At 34.4% G+C, this 15,195-nt stretch carries 14 protein-coding genes and 1 other annotated feature; of the genes, 11 read left to right on the top strand and 3 right to left on the bottom strand.

Translation table 11 applies throughout. The features are described from left to right. Window positions 1–4 precede the first annotated feature (4 nt). The 11 genes from minE to C7954_RS09260 all read left to right on the top strand — a co-directional run bounded on the left by minE (window position 5) and on the right by C7954_RS09260 (window position 12,390). Window positions 5–268: a cell division topological specificity factor MinE gene (gene minE / locus C7954_RS09310; protein ID WP_134059697.1), complete on the top strand. Its 264-nt coding sequence runs from the start codon at window positions 5–7 to the stop codon at window positions 266–268. Between the two features lie 14 nt (window positions 269–282). Next, window positions 283–1,422 carry a rod shape-determining protein RodA gene (rodA, locus tag C7954_RS09305; protein WP_134059694.1) on the top strand — a complete coding sequence of 380 codons (1,140 nt, stop codon included), beginning with the start codon at window positions 283–285 and terminating at the stop codon, window positions 1,420–1,422. Window positions 1,423–1,436: 14 nt separating this feature from the next. Further along, the gene (locus C7954_RS09300) at window positions 1,437–3,314 is read left to right on the top strand and encodes a TIGR03960 family B12-binding radical SAM protein (protein ID WP_134059690.1); all 1,878 of its coding nucleotides are present in this window, start codon (window positions 1,437–1,439) and stop codon (window positions 3,312–3,314) included. Continuing rightward, window positions 3,298–3,999 carry a TIGR03936 family radical SAM-associated protein gene (locus C7954_RS09295; protein WP_134059687.1) on the top strand — a complete coding sequence of 234 codons (702 nt, stop codon included), beginning with the start codon at window positions 3,298–3,300 and terminating at the stop codon, window positions 3,997–3,999. The genes C7954_RS09300 and C7954_RS09295 overlap by 17 nt, the downstream gene beginning before the upstream one ends. Window positions 4,000–4,004: 5 nt before the next feature. Continuing rightward, window positions 4,005–5,687, top strand: coding sequence for an Rne/Rng family ribonuclease (locus C7954_RS09290; protein WP_073159084.1), 1,683 nt, complete (start codon window positions 4,005–4,007; stop codon window positions 5,685–5,687). Window positions 5,688–5,817: 130 nt separating this feature from the next. Continuing rightward, window positions 5,818–5,896, top strand: a sequence feature (ribosomal protein L21 leader region). A 14-nt stretch (window positions 5,897–5,910) separates the two neighbouring features. Further along, on the top strand, window positions 5,911–6,222 hold the full coding sequence (gene rplU / locus C7954_RS09285; protein WP_073159086.1) for a 50S ribosomal protein L21: 312 nt from the start codon (window positions 5,911–5,913) through the stop codon (window positions 6,220–6,222). Window positions 6,223–6,319: 97 nt separating this feature from the next. Continuing rightward, window positions 6,320–6,598 carry a 50S ribosomal protein L27 gene (rpmA, locus tag C7954_RS09280; RefSeq protein ID WP_073159088.1) on the top strand — a complete coding sequence of 93 codons (279 nt, stop codon included), beginning with the start codon at window positions 6,320–6,322 and terminating at the stop codon, window positions 6,596–6,598. Between the two features lie 148 nt (window positions 6,599–6,746). Next, entirely contained in the window at window positions 6,747–8,018 is a 1,272-nt protein-coding gene (gene obgE, locus C7954_RS09275) for a GTPase ObgE (protein ID WP_089655739.1), read from the top strand. 77 nt (window positions 8,019–8,095) lie between these two features. Further along, the gene (gene yhbY, locus C7954_RS09270) at window positions 8,096–8,383 is read left to right on the top strand and encodes a ribosome assembly RNA-binding protein YhbY (protein WP_073159092.1); all 288 of its coding nucleotides are present in this window, start codon (window positions 8,096–8,098) and stop codon (window positions 8,381–8,383) included. Between the two features lie 117 nt (window positions 8,384–8,500). Continuing rightward, a complete protein-coding gene (gene abc-f, locus C7954_RS09265; RefSeq protein WP_073159094.1) occupies window positions 8,501–10,438 on the top strand; it encodes a ribosomal protection-like ABC-F family protein in 1,938 nt (645 codons plus the stop codon). 53 nt (window positions 10,439–10,491) lie between these two features. Then, a complete protein-coding gene (locus C7954_RS09260; RefSeq protein ID WP_110300808.1) occupies window positions 10,492–12,390 on the top strand; it encodes an HD domain-containing phosphohydrolase in 1,899 nt (632 codons plus the stop codon). A gap of 80 nt (window positions 12,391–12,470) precedes the next feature. On the opposite strand, the gene C7954_RS09255 is transcribed toward C7954_RS09260, so the two are convergent. The 3 genes from C7954_RS09255 to nadE all read right to left on the bottom strand — a co-directional run bounded on the left by C7954_RS09255 (window position 12,471) and on the right by nadE (window position 15,057). Further along, window positions 12,471–12,809: a P-II family nitrogen regulator gene (locus tag C7954_RS09255; RefSeq protein WP_073159098.1), complete on the bottom strand. Its 339-nt coding sequence runs from the start codon at window positions 12,807–12,809 to the stop codon at window positions 12,471–12,473. A 14-nt stretch (window positions 12,810–12,823) separates the two neighbouring features. Next, complete coding sequence (locus tag C7954_RS09250) at window positions 12,824–14,164, bottom strand: ammonium transporter (protein WP_073159100.1); 1,341 nt, start codon at window positions 14,162–14,164, stop codon at window positions 12,824–12,826. Between the two features lie 110 nt (window positions 14,165–14,274). After that, complete coding sequence (nadE, locus tag C7954_RS09245; RefSeq protein WP_089655737.1) at window positions 14,275–15,057, bottom strand: NAD(+) synthase; 783 nt, start codon at window positions 15,055–15,057, stop codon at window positions 14,275–14,277. Window positions 15,058–15,195 lie beyond the last annotated feature (138 nt).

Below are 15,195 nucleotides of genomic sequence, written 5' to 3'. Positions count from 1 at the left end.
TAAAATCGATATATTAAAGTGGCTCGGTTTAAAAAGTGATGATAAAGATAAAAAAAGTAAAAGTGTAGCAAAGGAAAGATTACAATTTGTACTTGTTCAAGATAGAGTAAAATTAACTCCAGATGAAATGGATGCAATGCGTGATGAATTAATAGGTGTTTTAAGTAAATATATAGATGTCGATTCTCAGAAAATTGAAATGGATGTTAAACGTGAAGATGACATGACAGCCTTAGTTGCGAATTTCCCCCTAAAAGGCTCTAAGTAGAGGGGTTGCTCCAAATGAACTGGAACAAAAAATTTCTGCGTTACTTAAATTTCAATGTACCATTTGCTGTTATTTTATTAATTTTAATTGGCTTTATCAGTATTAGTTCTGCTGTTGAAATTAATCAGGCGGGTAGTGGTGCATTAAGATTTCTTCAAAAACAGGCAGTCTCAGTTGTGCTGGGGCTGCTGGTAGTTTTTATCATGCAGGCCTTTGATTATAAAATATTTAAACAGTATGCTATTTTGATTTATATTTCAATGCTTCTGATGTTAACTGCAACCTTATTTTTAGGTCAGGGTGTTTCCGGAGGGGCTCACTGGATTAGTATTGGTGCTTTTAACCTTCAGACTTCAGAATTATCTAAAATAATGTTAATTTTAGTTTTAGCAGCAGTGATTGATAATAATTCAGATGATATGGGTTATCTAAAAGGAATGTTTCTGCCTTCAATAGTAGCTTTTATTCCTTTTTCACTGGTTATTTTACAAAATGATTTGGGTACTGCTTTAGTCTTGTTTTTTATTTACTTGCTGATGCTTTTTGCGGGTGGTGGTAATTTCAAATATATGGCTTCAGTTTTTGGAGGCGGTTTCTTAGTAATTGTTTCCACTATCACAGCCCATGTATTTTTTAATACACCGCTTCCTTTTTTGAAAGAATATCAGCTAAATAGATTGATAGTTTTTATAAACCCGAATATAGATCCTCACGGCAGCGGCTATAATATTATTCAATCAATTATTGCTCTGGGATCTGGAAGATCATTTGGAAAAGGACTTTTTGCAGGGACTCAAAATCAGCTGAATTTCTTACCTGAAAAACATACTGATTTCATTTTTTCAGTAATTGGAGAAGAATTTGGCTTTTTAGGAACAGCAGTCGTAATTTTATTATTTTTATTTTTACTCTGGCAATTTTTAAGCATTGCCGAAAATGCAAGGGATAGATATGGTTATTTAGTTATGATAGGAATTATAGCTATGTTTTTATTTCACGTGCTGGAGAATGTCGGAATGACAATGGGTATTATGCCAATCACTGGTATTCCTCTACCCTTTATTAGTTATGGAGGTACATTTATGTTGACCTCGCTGACTGCAGTTGCAATAGCAATTAATATAAACTTGAGGAAAAATAAATTGATGTTTTAATATGAGGTGGTTTTTTGCAGTATAAAGAAAAAATTATAGAAAATTTATATAAGATCTCCAGTCCGGAAAGATATACCGGTAATGAGTGGAACTCTATTACTAAAGACTGGGATCCAGAAAGGCTGAAGGTGGCCCTGGCCTTTCCAGATGTTTATGAAATTGGTATGTCTCATTTAGGGCTTAAAATTTTATATCATTTAATTAATAGAGAAGATAATATGCTGGCAGAAAGAGTTTATGCTCCCTGGCAGGACATGGAAGATCTGATGAAGGAAGAAGAGATTCCTCTTTATAGCTTAGAATCTTACCATGAAATTAAAGATTTTGATATTTTAGGATTTACACTTCAGTATGAGATGAGTTATACAAATATTTTAAATATGCTGGATTTAAGTGGGCTTTCAATTTATGCTTCCGAAAGAAAGGAAGAGGATCCACTGGTTATTGCCGGCGGTTCAACTGTATTTAATTCTGAACCAATAGCCGAATTTATAGATTTGTTTTTTGTGGGTGAGGCAGAAGCTTTTATTATCACACTCTTAAATAAATATCAGGATTTGAAGGCTCAGGGATTAAAAAAAGCTGAAATTTTAAAAAAGCTAAATAAAATGCCCGGAGTTTATGTTCCTTCACTCTATAGTGAAGAATATGGTGAGCAGGGTGAGATTTTAGCTTTAAATTCAGCCCCTGGCCAAAAAGATAGAGTCAAAAAACAGGTGGTTCAGAACTTAGATCAGGCTTTTTTTCCAACAGATTTTATTGTACCCTACCGGGATACGGTTCATGAAAGAGTTGTTTTAGAGATTTCACGCGGCTGTACCAGAAGCTGCAGATTTTGCGCTGCTGGAATAGCTTACCGACCGGTTAGAGAAAGAAGTGTTGGGCGGTTAATGGAACTTGCCGAAAAGGCTTTAAAGTCGACAGGTTATGATGAGATTTCCTTAACATCATTAAGTACTGTCGATTATACCGAAGCCAAAAAATTAGTGCAGGCCATGACTAAAAAATTTAGTGAGAAAAAAATTAGTGTTTCTTTATCTTCATTGAGAGTTGATAAATTTTCAGTTGAACTGGCAGAAGAGGTTAATAAGGTCAGAAAAACAGGTTTAACCTTTGCCCCAGAGGCAGGGACACAGCGTTTAAGAGATGTAATTAATAAAAATATTAGTGAAGATGATATCTACAGCGCAGCCCGCTCAGCTTTTGAAAACGGCTGGTCCAAGATCAAACTTTATTTTATGATTGGTCTGCCGACTGAAACAATGGAAGATGTTAAAGGTATAGCAGAGATGGCCCAAAAAATAAGAAATATCGGTCAGGAAGTCCGCCGAAATACTAAGAAAAGAATGAGGCGAATAGAAGTTTCTGTCAGTGTCTCAACCTTTGTTCCCAAAGTTTTTACACCATTTCAGTGGCACAAGATGGATGATGTAGAGACGATTATTAAAAAACACGATTATTTAAGAGATAATATTAAAGGGAGAAGTTTTTCCTTTAGCTGGAATGACCCAGAACTTTCGCGTTTGGAAGGAGTACTTGCCAGAGGAGACAGAAGACTTTCTCAAGTAATTGCTTCTGCCTGGGAAAAAGGCAGCCGCTTTGAAGGCTGGCATGAATGTTTTGAGCCCAGAATTTGGGGAGAGGCTTTTAGAGAAAACGACATTCAGCCAGAAGAATATTTAAGAGAAAGAGGAGAAAATGAAATTTTTTCCTGGGAGAAATTAGATATTGGAATTCCCAAATCTTTCTTAATTAAAGAATACAAAAATGCATATAATGAAGTATTAATAGATGACTGTAGATTTGCCGACTGTCATGGTTGTGCAATCTGTGGTAATTTTGAAGTTGATCTAGAGTTAGTAGGTGGTAGAACAAATGAATTACAGGATTAAATTTGCTAAATTAGAAGACTTAATGTATATTTCTCATTTAGAAGTTATTAAAACTTTAAGAAGAATAATTAGAAGGGCAGAACTGCCGGCAGCTTTTTCTCAAGGATATAATCCTAGAATTAATCTAGCGATTGGACCACCTCTTGCAGTTGGTTTAATCAGTCAGGGAGAATATTTTGACCTTGAACTGGATTCTGAAATAGATCCTGAAAAACTGATCGAAGATTTGAATGCTGTTTCGCCGGCTGATTTAAGATTTAAAAAGGCAGTAAAAATACCGGATGATATTCGATCACTTTCATCTCTTTTAGATACTGCTATTTATACAATAAATTTTGAATACACCTCAGCCAAAAGTTTAGAAGAAGAAAAGAAAATGTTAGAGGAATTTATGGCACAATCGGAGATTATGATTATCAGACATCGGAGAAAAAAATCCGACAGAAAAATTGATTTAAAGAAAAGAATATTTTCTGCAGAAATTATAGATAAAAACAAATGGAAATTTGCAGTTGTAACAGGGAGTAGAGGTAATGTGAGACCTGAAGAACTAAACAGAGCTTTAAGAGAAAAGTTTTCAGAAGTTAAGGGTTTTTCACCTCTACAGGTTATAAGAGAGGGAGTTTTTGTTAGAGATGAAGCAGACTTTTACCCTCCCTATGCAGAAAAATTCATCGGGAGTTGAAATAGATGAGCAGACAAATAATAATAAATTCGGAATATAGAGAAAGAAGAGCAGCTTTATTAAATAATAATTCTTTGGAAGACCTTTTTTTTGAAAGAGACACCTATCATAAAATAGCTGGTAACGTCTACCGCGGCAGAGTACAGGATGTGCTGCCGGGGATGCAGGCAGCTTTTGTTGATATTGGAATAGCACGCAATGCTTTTATTCACTTAAATGATTTATACCCAATTTTAAATAGTGAGCAGAAAAAGAAGTTGAGTAAAAAGGAATTAAATGTAAAGCATGTATTACAGCCGGGACAGTGGCTGATGGTTCAGGTTGTCAAAGAGCCAATGGGCAGCAAAGGAGCAAAAGTAACCTGTAAAATTTCTATACCAGGTAGATTTTTTGTTTATATCCCATCTGACAACAAAATTGGTATTTCTCGCAGAATCAATGATGATGGTGAGCGGGGTCGTTTAAAATCAATAGCTCAGGATTTAAAAGATGGCAAAGAAGGTTTAATCATTCGAACAAATGCCAGAGATGAGAGTTATACCAAGCTACAGAATGATTATAATTTTTTATCAGGAACCTGGAAAAGAATTCGTAATGATTTTTTCCAGAAAAATGATATAGATATTTTATATCAGGAAGAAGATTTGCTTAAAAATTTAATTAGAGATTATTTAGATGAAAATATAGATCGAGTAGTTGTAGATGATAAAGAAGATTATCAGCGGTTAATTGATTTAACCTCAATTTTTGCACCAGATTTAAAAAATAGAATTGCACTTTATCAGCGCAATATACCAATTCTGGCTGCTTATAATATTGAAAAAGAAATTGAGAGTTTACTGCAGCGTAAAGTCTGGCTTAAATCGGGAGGATATCTGGTTATAGATCAAACTGAAGCCCTGGTTTCAATTGACATTAACACAGGTAAATTTACCGGTAAGAAAAATTTGCAGGATACAATTGTTAAAACAAACAAAGAAGCTGTTGCCGAAATTGCCCGTCAGATTAAACTGAGAGATATTGGTGGAATCATTATCATTGACTTTATAGATATGAATAATCAATCAGATCAGCAGTCTGTAACTGATCTTTTAGCAAATGAGCTGGCAAAAGATAGAACTAAAACTTCTATCTTAGGTTTTACCCAGCTGGGACTGCTTGAGATGACCAGAAAAAAGGTTAGAGAAGGTTTTGGCTCTTTGATGCAGAAGGATTGTCCTGTCTGTGGAGGAACTGGTAAGGTTTTATCTGAATCAACAGTGGCTATGAAAGTAATCCGCAAGATTGATGAGATAACCAGCCGAAAAAAATATCCAGCTGTATCCTTAGAACTGCATCCAGAAGTGGCAGCAGTTTTAATTGGGGCTGGAGGAGAAAAGCTGCAGGAACTGGAAGATAAATTTGGAATCGATATTTTTATCAGCGGTAATGCAGAGCTTAAATATGAAGACATGGTTATTGAAAAAGGATCAAAAGAAGATCTGCAGCCTGAGATTTTAGATTTAGATGCCGGTGATCGAATTACTGTTAAAATTGAAGATCAGCATGCCAGCAATGAAAATGCAGGAATTGCAAGAATTGATGGTTATATAATAATCGTCAACGGGGCTGGGAATATGGTGGAAAATGAAGTAGAGATAATTATTGATGATATGCATCGAACTTACGCTAGAGCCCATCTTGCTTAGTGATTATCAAAAATTTGATTTTTTTAGATAGCTGATAAAATAAAGCCAATCATTTTAGTCATTTCCTTGACTATAGAGCTGATTTATGCTAGAATTTATATCTGGAGTTATTTATCCAGCCTTCATTTTGAAGGTGCCAAAACCGCACGGTATAGGCCGTAAAATCTCTTCTAAGAAGAGTGCCTCATCCGGCGAGTCTGAGGTAAGGGAGGTGTAACATATAATGTATGCTATTATTAAAACTGGCGGTAAACAGTACCGCGTTGAAGAAGGTCAAATCTTAAAAATTGAAAAGCTTTCTGCTGAGGAAGGCGATAGTGTTGAATTTGATCAGATTTTAGCTTTATCTGATGAAAATGGTTTTAAAGCAGGTTCTCCAATGATTGAAGGAGCTTCTGTTAAGGGAAAGGTAATTGAGCAGGGCAAGAATAAAAAGATTGTTGTTTTCAAATATAAGCCAAAGATTAGATATCGCAAGAAAACTGGTCACAGACAGCCTTACACTAAAGTTTTAATCGAAGACATTAATGCTTAATTTTATAAATTATAAATTAGCAGCAATACTAGATTTTAGTCTAGTATTTAACTTATAAATATTTTAAAAAATTTATTTTCTAAGGGGGTGGAGTTAAATGTCCCAGAAGAAGGGTGTTGGTAGTTCCCGGAATGGTCGTGACAGTGAATCGAAACGACTTGGTGTTAAGGAATTCGACGGCGAATTCGTAACAGCTGGTAGTATTTTAGTACGTCAGAGAGGTACTAAGTTTAAGCCAGGTTTAAATGTTGGCCGTGGTAATGATGATACTTTATTCTCCAAGGTTGACGGTTATGTTAAATTTGAAAGAAAAGGTAAAAAGAATCGTCAGATCAGTGTTTATACAGAAGATCAAGTAGCAGCTATTGCTAACTAATATTATTGTATAATGTCCCTCAGTGCTTTAGGTGCTGAGGGTTTTTTCATATTAGAGATCATTTCAAATGTTTTCCTGTGGATAAGAATATATATAATTATTTAAATTAGATTTGACGTAACGAAAGTTTAAAACGGAGGTGAATAATATGTTTATAGATGAAGTGGAATTTAAGGTAAAAGCAGGAGATGGTGGTAATGGAGTTGTCAGTTTTCGCCGTGAAAAATACATCGATCAGGGAGGACCTGATGGTGGAGATGGTGGAGATGGTGGCAGTATTATTCTTAAAGTTAATGAGGGGATGAATACCCTAGCTGATTACCGCTATAATAATATTTATAAAGCTGACCGCGGACAGAACGGTCAGGGAAAAAAGATGCACGGAAAAAATGGTGAAGACACTGTACTGGATGTTCCACCAGGAACTATGGTTTATGATGCAGATACAGACCAGTTTTTAGCAGATTTAAAAGAAGCAGGAGATCAATATGTAATTGCTGAAGGTGGAAAAGGTGGAAAAGGTAATGCTAGATTCAAAAAATCTACCCGTAAAGCCCCACGTTTTTCAGAAAATGGAGCTAAAGGTGAACTAAAAAAAATTAGACTAGAATTAAAGGTGCTGGCAGATGTAGGTTTAGTTGGTTATCCAAATGTAGGTAAATCAACTCTAATTTCTCAGGTTTCACATGCCAAACCCAAAATTGATTTTTATCATTTTACAACCTTACATCCGAATTTAGGTGTTGTTCAATATGGTGAATATCAATCTTTTGTGATGGCGGATATTCCAGGAATCATTGAAGGTGCACATCAGGGAACTGGTTTAGGAGATGAATTTTTAAAACATCTAGATAGAACAAGATTACTGGTTCATGTAATTGATGTTTCAGGAATTGAAGGGAGAGATCCCGTAGAAGATTTTGAGACAATTAATAATGAGCTCAATAAATATAATGATTATTTAGCTTCTTTAGAACAGGTAGTTGCCTTAAATAAGATAGATTTAGAAGAAGGCCGACAAAATATAGAAACTGTTAAATCAGAACTAAATGAGCGTGGTTATACTGTTTTCCCTATTTCTGCAGTAACCGGCGAGGGATGCAAACCATTAATTTATCATTTAGGAGAGCGGCTGCAGGAACTACCAGAAAGAGAGATAGCTAAAGAAGAAGAGGTAGTAATTAGACCTGATTTTGTAGATGAACTATATATAGAAAAGTTGAATAAAGATAAATATGAAGTCAGAGGAACACTCCTTGATTCATATCTTGAAAAAACTGATTTTAACAATGATGCAGCAGTCCAGAGGTTAATGAGGGTTTTAAAACATTATGATTTAAATGAAATGATGGAAAAAGAGGGAGTCAAAGAAGGGGACACCGTAGTAATTGGTCCTTTAGAATTTGATTATGTAGAATAAATAGACAAAATTGATTTATAAAATGATAATTAAATTATAATATAACAAGAATATTAGTAAAGAAAGAAGGTGTTATAATGTTAACAGGAAAAAATAGAAGTTATCTTAGAGGAGAAGCAAATTCTCTAAATCCAATAGTCCATGTTGGTAAAGATGGAATAACAGAATCTGTAATCGAACAGCTTGATGAAGCCTTAGAAGATCATGAACTTTTAAAGGTCAGAATTCTAGAAAGCACAGGTAGAACAACTCGTTCTGCTGCTGAAGAACTTGCTACAGCAACTGGTTCAGAAGTGGTTCAGGTAATCGGAGGAATTGCTGTATTATTCCGTCAACGAGATGAAGACTCTAATTTTAAACTTTAACTAAATATCAGATCCGGGGGGAGAGCTTCACTGGCGGTTGTTTTTAAAAACAATAAAAAATTGCTGACCAGAATTTTACTAGTATCTGATTAAGCTAAAAGAAAAGTGTGGTTATAAATGGCTATTTTAAATATTAATAACTTAAAAAAAGAATATGGAATTGAGACTGTTTTGAAAGACTTTTCTCTAAATGTAAATGAGGGTGAGTCGGTGGCTTTAATTGGCCCCAACGGCTCTGGTAAAACAACAATTTTTCAGATTATAACTGGCCGGGAACATTATTCTGACGGTACGGTTTCGGTTAGAAATGATATTGAAGTTGGTTACCTTGATCAGCTGCCGGATTTCAAATCTGAACTCAGCATTTATCAGGAACTAGAAAAAGTTTTTGCAGAGGTTAAACAGCAGATCAAGAAAATGAAAAAGCTGGAGGAAAAAATTACTCATCATGGTGAGCGGGTTGATAAGTCTGCAAGCCATTCTGATAATTTAGAAGCAACTATGAGGGAATATAGTGCTCTACAGAGAGAGTTTGAAAAAGGAGTAGGCTATGAATATCAGAGTAAGATCCGTCAGGTAGCTGCTGGTATGGGTTTTGATGAAGAAGAGATTCATGAAAAAACCTTAGATCAGCTAAGTGGTGGTGAAAAAACCAGAGTCGGATTGGCCAAATTACTTTTAATTGAGCCTGACTTATTACTTTTAGATGAACCGACAAATCATCTTGATTTAAAATCTGTTGAATGGCTTGAAAATTATCTTAATTCTTACCAGGGAAGTCTTTTAATTATTTCTCACGATAGATATTTTCTGGATAATACTATCGAAAGAATTGTAGAAATAAAAAATGGTAAAAATGAAGATTACAGCGGTAATTACAGCTATTATCAAAAAGAAAGAAAAAGAAGGTACGAACAGCGTCTGCGCGAATATAAAAACCAGCAGAAAAAAATTAAACAGCTGGAAGATGCAATAGAACAGCTCTATATCTGGGGCCGCTCTCGTGACAGCGAAAAAATGTTTAAAAGGGCAAAGGCCATGGAAAAGCGCTTAGAAAAAATTGATCGTCTGGAAAAACCTCAGCTAAAGGGAAGAAAGATGAAGCTAGAACTTGAGACTGAGATTCGTGGTGGAGACGATGTTCTATTTGTAGAAAATTTAAGTAAAAGATTTGAAGATTTAAATTTATTCCAGGATCTAAATTTTGAACTGCATCGAACTGATAAAGCAGCAATTATAGGTGATAATGGTACAGGTAAATCAACAATTTTGAGAATTATAATGGGCGAAATACCAGCAGATCGGGGACAGGTTAGGATTGGAACAAATGTTTATCCTGCTTATTACCGTCAGGAATTTGAAGGCTTTAACCCTGAAGATGATTTAATTACAGCTTTACAGCGTGAAACTGCTGTCACAAATTCTAAAGCAAGAGATATGCTGGCTTCCTTTCTCTTTACTGGAGAAGATGTTTTTAAAAAAGTTAAACAGCTGAGTGGGGGCGAAAAAAGTCGTTTAAGATTGCTGCAGCTGATGAGCGGTAATTATAACTTTTTAATTTTGGATGAGCCAACAAATCATTTGGATTTGGCTTCCCGTGAGGTGCTGGAAGAGGCCTTAAAAGATTATTCAGGTACAGTTTTAATTGTATCACATGACCGTTATTTTTTAGATAAAGTTATTGATTATATCTATGAGTTAGAAAATCAGGAACTGAATAAGTATTTTGGAGATTATAGTTATTATAAGCAGAAAAAGAAAAACGAAATTTCTGAGCAGCAGGACTTAGATGAGCAGGAAGATAAAAGTGAAGGAAAACTTGATTATGAGGCTCAGAAAGAGGCACGCAGTCGTGAGCAAAAAAGACAAAAGCGGCTAGAAGAAATTGAAGTTGAAATAGAAGCTTTAGAAAAGAATTTAAGTGATTTAGAAAGTCAAATGACAGCTGAAGAAAATATTAATGATTTTGAACTGCTGCAGGAGTTAAAAGATAAATATGAACAACAAAATAGTAGGTTGGAAACTTTATATCAGGAGTGGGAAAAAATAGTTTAAGTGAGCCTTATGTTAGATTTGACGTAACGGACTAAAAGATGTGAGGTAAAATTATGAATGATCTATTTAAAAAAATGGATGTAAAAACAGAAGATATTAAGATTCCTGAGAAAACTGTTGATCAGTGGCAGGAACTATTAGATATGTTTGTTCAATTTTATGGTGTCCAAGATATTCTCATTAATAATTATCAGGCACCATATTTAGAAGTAAAAAAAGCTAGCTCAAATCCAGATAATTTATTTTTTGAAGGAGAGAAGTTTAAACTTGAGGGTCTTTATTGTGAAGATGTAATTGAAAGCAAATCAAGTTTAGAGGTTAAAAACGCAGCTGAAATTAAAAAATGGAAAAATTCTATTTATATGGAAAATGGCCTGGTTGCTTATTTAGGTTATCCTATTTTATGGCCAAATGGTGAAGTTTATGGTACTATTTGTCTTCATGATAATCAAAAAAGAGATTTTAGTTCTCAATTAAAGAAACAGCTCAAATTTGTCAAAGATTTAGTGGAAAATAATCTTAAAAGCCTTTATCAAAGTCAAATAAATTATAATTTGAATCAATACTATTCAAAGATGGTAGATAGTCTGCCGGCAGGAATAATGATAATTAATCAAAAGGGTCAAATACTTAAGGTGAATGATGCTATTGAATCAATGACCGGCTATAGTAAAGATGAACTTGTCGGTAACAGTATTTTTGAAACAGTAGTCCTGGCAGAAAATATAGAAAAAGCAAAAAAGGATATCCAAAAAATTATCAGTGGAAAAACTTTAACTCATGAAGTTATAACTTCAAAAAAGAATGGGGAAACAAGTTATTCTCGCATGCATGAAAAAAGAATTAAGCTGCCAAATGGTGAAAGTGGAATCATCTCTATTCAAAGTGATGTGACTGATAAAGTTGAAAGTGAAAACAAAATAAAATATGCAAGTTATCATGATAGTCTAACTGATTTATATAATCGATCATATATTGAAAAGCAGATTCAAAAAATTAATAGAGAAGAGAAATTACCGTTAGCAGTGATAATGGCTGACTTAAATGCGCTCAAACTAATAAATGATTCTTATGGCCATCATCAGGGTGATAAGTTAATTATTAAAACTGCTAAAATATTAAAAAGCAGCTGCCGTGGAGAAGATTTAATAGCCCGCTGGGGTGGAGATGAATTTGTAATCATACTTCCTCAAACTGACCTAAAGGCAGTTAAAAAAATAGTCCAAAGAATTGATAGAAAAATTGCAGATGAATATTTAAATTTTGAAAATGGTAATAAATTACCTCTTTCTACAGCCTTGGGATATGCTGTAAAAAAATATAATTATCAAGATTTTTTTGATATTTTAAATGAAGCAGAATCGAGAATGTATAAAAATAAACTTACTGAAAGTAGAAATATTAAAAACAGGATTGTAAGTACATTATTGAAAAGTTTAGATAAAAAAAGCCAGGAAACAGCTGATCATGCAAAAAGAATGATCGCTACAGCTGAAAAATTTGCAGAGGCTTTAAATTTAAGTCAAGCTGAAATAGAAAAACTGATCTTAGCTGCAGAGTTACATGATATTGGAAAAACTGTCATACCAGAGAGAATTTTAAACAAAAAAGGAAAACTTTCAGATAAAGAGTGGCAGGAAGTTAAAACTCATTCAGCTGTCGGCCATAGAATATTAAATACTACTGAAGATTATTCTCATATATCTGAGGATGTTTTATCACACCATGAACATTGGGATGGCAGTGGTTACCCCAGAGGTTTAAAAGGAGAAAAAATTCCTTTATTAGCCAGAATAATTGCAATTATAGATGCTTATGATGTAATGACCCATGATCAAGTCTATAAAAAAGCTGTTACAAAAGAAGAAGCATTAAAAGAAATCAATTCCTGTGTTGGGACACAATTTGATCCCGAATTAGCAGATGTTTTTGTTAAAATATTTTCTGATTAATTTAAAGCCCCCTGTTATAATTTCTTAAGCAGGGGGTTTTTGATTTTTTGAATATAATTTTTATTTCTGATTTCAAACTTTTATAAAGCTGCTGTTCCTTCCTCACCAGTTCTGATTCTGATTGCATTTTCAATATCAGAGATAAATATTTTTCCGTCACCAACTTCACCAGTTTGTACAGCTTCTTTAATAGCTTCAACAATTTTGTCTACTTCTGTGTATTCAACAATTATTTCAACCTTTATTTTTTTTCGGAGTCTAATTCTATAAGTCACACCTCTGTAAGTTTCAGAATGACCCTTTTGAGAACCATAGCCCTTAATTTCTGTAATATTTAAACCGTTGATACCTATGGCTTCTAACCTGTCAATTAATTTATCTGTTTTGTCAGGGCGAATAATTGCTTCAATTCTTTTCATTGCATTCTCCTCCTTTAATTTTGAGCGTTAATATTGATCATAAAATCTGGATAAGATTGAGCACCGTGTTCAGAGTAATCAAGACCTTCAATCTCATCTGCTTCAGAAACTCTAAGTCCAATCACTACATCAATTGTTTTAAAGAGTACAAAACCAAGTCCAAATGCCCAGAAGAAGACAGTTATTACACCAATGAACTGAGTGATTAAAAGACTAATTCCACCACCAAAAAGAAGTCCACCTTCTGCTGCAAAAATTCCAACTGCTAGAGTTCCAAAAGCACCGCAAACTCCATGGACAGATACTGCACCAACAGGATCGTCAATTTGTAATTTATCAAAGAATTCAACAGAATAAATAACTATCATACCAGCAATAGCACCGATAATTATAGCTGAAAGGTTACCAACATTTGCTGTACCGGCTGTTATACTAACTAAACCTGCTAAAGCACCATTTAAAGTCATACTTACATCTGCCTTTCCATATTTAATCCAGCTGACACTCATGGCCATTACAGCACCGGCTGCTGCAGCTAGATTAGTTGTTACTGCTATTGAGGCAATTGATAAATCAGTACCGGCAACAGTAGAACCGGGGTTAAATCCAAACCAGCCAAACCAGAGAATAAAGACACCAAGGGCTGCCATTAAAAGGTTGTGACCCGGTAGAGCGTTAGCACTGCCGTCTTCATTATATTTACCAATTCTAGGACCTAAAACAATGGCACCGGCTAAAGCAGCCCAGCCACCAACAGAGTGAACAACCGTTGATCCAGCAAAGTCTATAATTCCCATTTCTGCTAACCAGCCACCACCCCAGATCCAGTGTCCAACTACGGGATAAATAAAGGCTGTAATTACAACACTGTAAGCTAAGTAACCGGAAAAATTAGTTCTTTCAGCCATTGCACCAGAAACAATTGTTGCTGCTGTTGCTGCAAAAACTGTCTGAAAGATAAAGAAAGCTGCAATTGGAATCTCAAGGCCAAGATTTGCGAATGTATCCTGCAGAAAATAACCTGTAGTTCCGATAAAACTGTTGCCGGAACCAAACATAAAAGCAAAACCAACAGCCCAGAAAACTAAAGAACCAGATGCAAAGTCCATTATATTTTTCATGATAATGTTACCTGCATTTTTTGCTCTGGTAAATCCAGCCTCAACCATTGCAAATCCAGCCTGCATAAAGAAAACTAAAAAAGCCGCGATTAAAGTCCAAATTGTGTCAATTGCAACCGCATTTGCTGCCGCCTGATCTTCTTGTGCTAAAGCCAGACTGCTGAATAAAATCACCAGCATTAATGTCATAAATACTTTCTTAAAAAAACCACTACTTACTTCTCTACTACTCATAATAATTTCCTCCTTGTGTTAGGTATATGTTAACTATGAGTAAATTATATAGATAGCTCACATAAAAAGCAAGGATTCTGCAGTTTATATAACAGTATACAGTAATTCAATTAAAAATCAGGAATTGCAGGTAGCTCTAATTTATGTTGATTGGCTGCAGCAATCTTTTCTATTTTGTCTGAAGTTTTAACATCAGCTTTACCGTCTACAATGTAGTAATCTATTTCTCGATAACTTAATCCAATCTCATCCTGATCACTTTGTCCATTCCAGAGTCCAGCAGAAGGCTTTTTGGTAATTATTTTTTGATCAATCCCCATTTTCCGGGCCAGACCTCTTACTTCGAGTTTAACTAAATTACCTAGAGGTGCAATGTCTATACCACCATCTCCATATTTAGTAAAATAACCTAATTTTAATTCGCTGCGATTATCAGTTCCAACTACCAAATAATTATTTAAATTTGCGTAATAATAGAGCAGTGTCATTCTCAATCGGGGCTTCATATTAGCAAGAGCTAATTTAAGACTGCCCTGAGCAGCAGCTAAATTTTTATTATTTATCACTTCTTCTAAAACAGCTTCCGAATCATATTTATTAATTGTTTGGAGTAATTTTTGATAAGGAGCACTTAGATCAATTTCCTTATATTTAATACTAAACTTTTCTGCATGTTTAACAGCATCAACTTTATCTTCTGGATTACTAAAACAGGGCATAATAATTCCCAAAGTGTTTTCTGGAAAAGCTTTTTGGCAGAGGAGAGAGGTAACAGAAGAATCAATCCCACCTGATAAACCAATTACTGCTCCCTGACATCCAGCATCATGAACTTTTTCTCTGATCCAATTTATTAAATTACTTTCAATTTTTTTATAATTTCTGTCTAACATTATTAACACCTCATCTTATAAAGTAACTAAATTATTATTTTAACCTGAATTATTCATAGCAACCACGAAATATAATTTTCCTCTGGTTTAACTCTAAAATTATCTAATTTAAGAACTAAATAATAACTTTTTGAGTTG

Origin of the sequence: Halanaerobium congolense, from assembly GCF_004366375.1 — a bacterium.
Lineage (GTDB): Bacteria > Bacillota > Halanaerobiia > Halanaerobiales > Halanaerobiaceae > Halanaerobium > Halanaerobium congolense.
Note: the sequence above shows the minus strand (reverse complement) of the source record. Positions and strands in the feature narration are given on the sequence as shown.

Coding starts and splice junctions, on each gene's coding strand:
- rodA (WP_134059694.1), top strand. CDS start 283: ATGAACTGGAACAAAAAATTTCTGCGTTACTTAAATTTCAATGTACCA.
- C7954_RS09295 (WP_134059687.1), top strand. CDS start 3,298: ATGAATTACAGGATTAAATTTGCTAAATTAGAAGACTTAATGTATATT.
- C7954_RS09290 (WP_073159084.1), top strand. CDS start 4,005: ATGAGCAGACAAATAATAATAAATTCGGAATATAGAGAAAGAAGAGCA.
- rplU (WP_073159086.1), top strand. CDS start 5,911: ATGTATGCTATTATTAAAACTGGCGGTAAACAGTACCGCGTTGAAGAA.
- rpmA (WP_073159088.1), top strand. CDS start 6,320: ATGTCCCAGAAGAAGGGTGTTGGTAGTTCCCGGAATGGTCGTGACAGT.
- obgE (WP_089655739.1), top strand. CDS start 6,747: ATGTTTATAGATGAAGTGGAATTTAAGGTAAAAGCAGGAGATGGTGGT.
- yhbY (WP_073159092.1), top strand. CDS start 8,096: ATGTTAACAGGAAAAAATAGAAGTTATCTTAGAGGAGAAGCAAATTCT.
- abc-f (WP_073159094.1), top strand. CDS start 8,501: ATGGCTATTTTAAATATTAATAACTTAAAAAAAGAATATGGAATTGAG.
- C7954_RS09260 (WP_110300808.1), top strand. CDS start 10,492: ATGAATGATCTATTTAAAAAAATGGATGTAAAAACAGAAGATATTAAG.
- C7954_RS09255 (WP_073159098.1), bottom strand. CDS start 12,809: ATGAAAAGAATTGAAGCAATTATTCGCCCTGACAAAACAGATAAATTA.
- C7954_RS09250 (WP_073159100.1), bottom strand. CDS start 14,164: ATGAGTAGTAGAGAAGTAAGTAGTGGTTTTTTTAAGAAAGTATTTATG.
- nadE (WP_089655737.1), bottom strand. CDS start 15,057: ATGTTAGACAGAAATTATAAAAAAATTGAAAGTAATTTAATAAATTGG.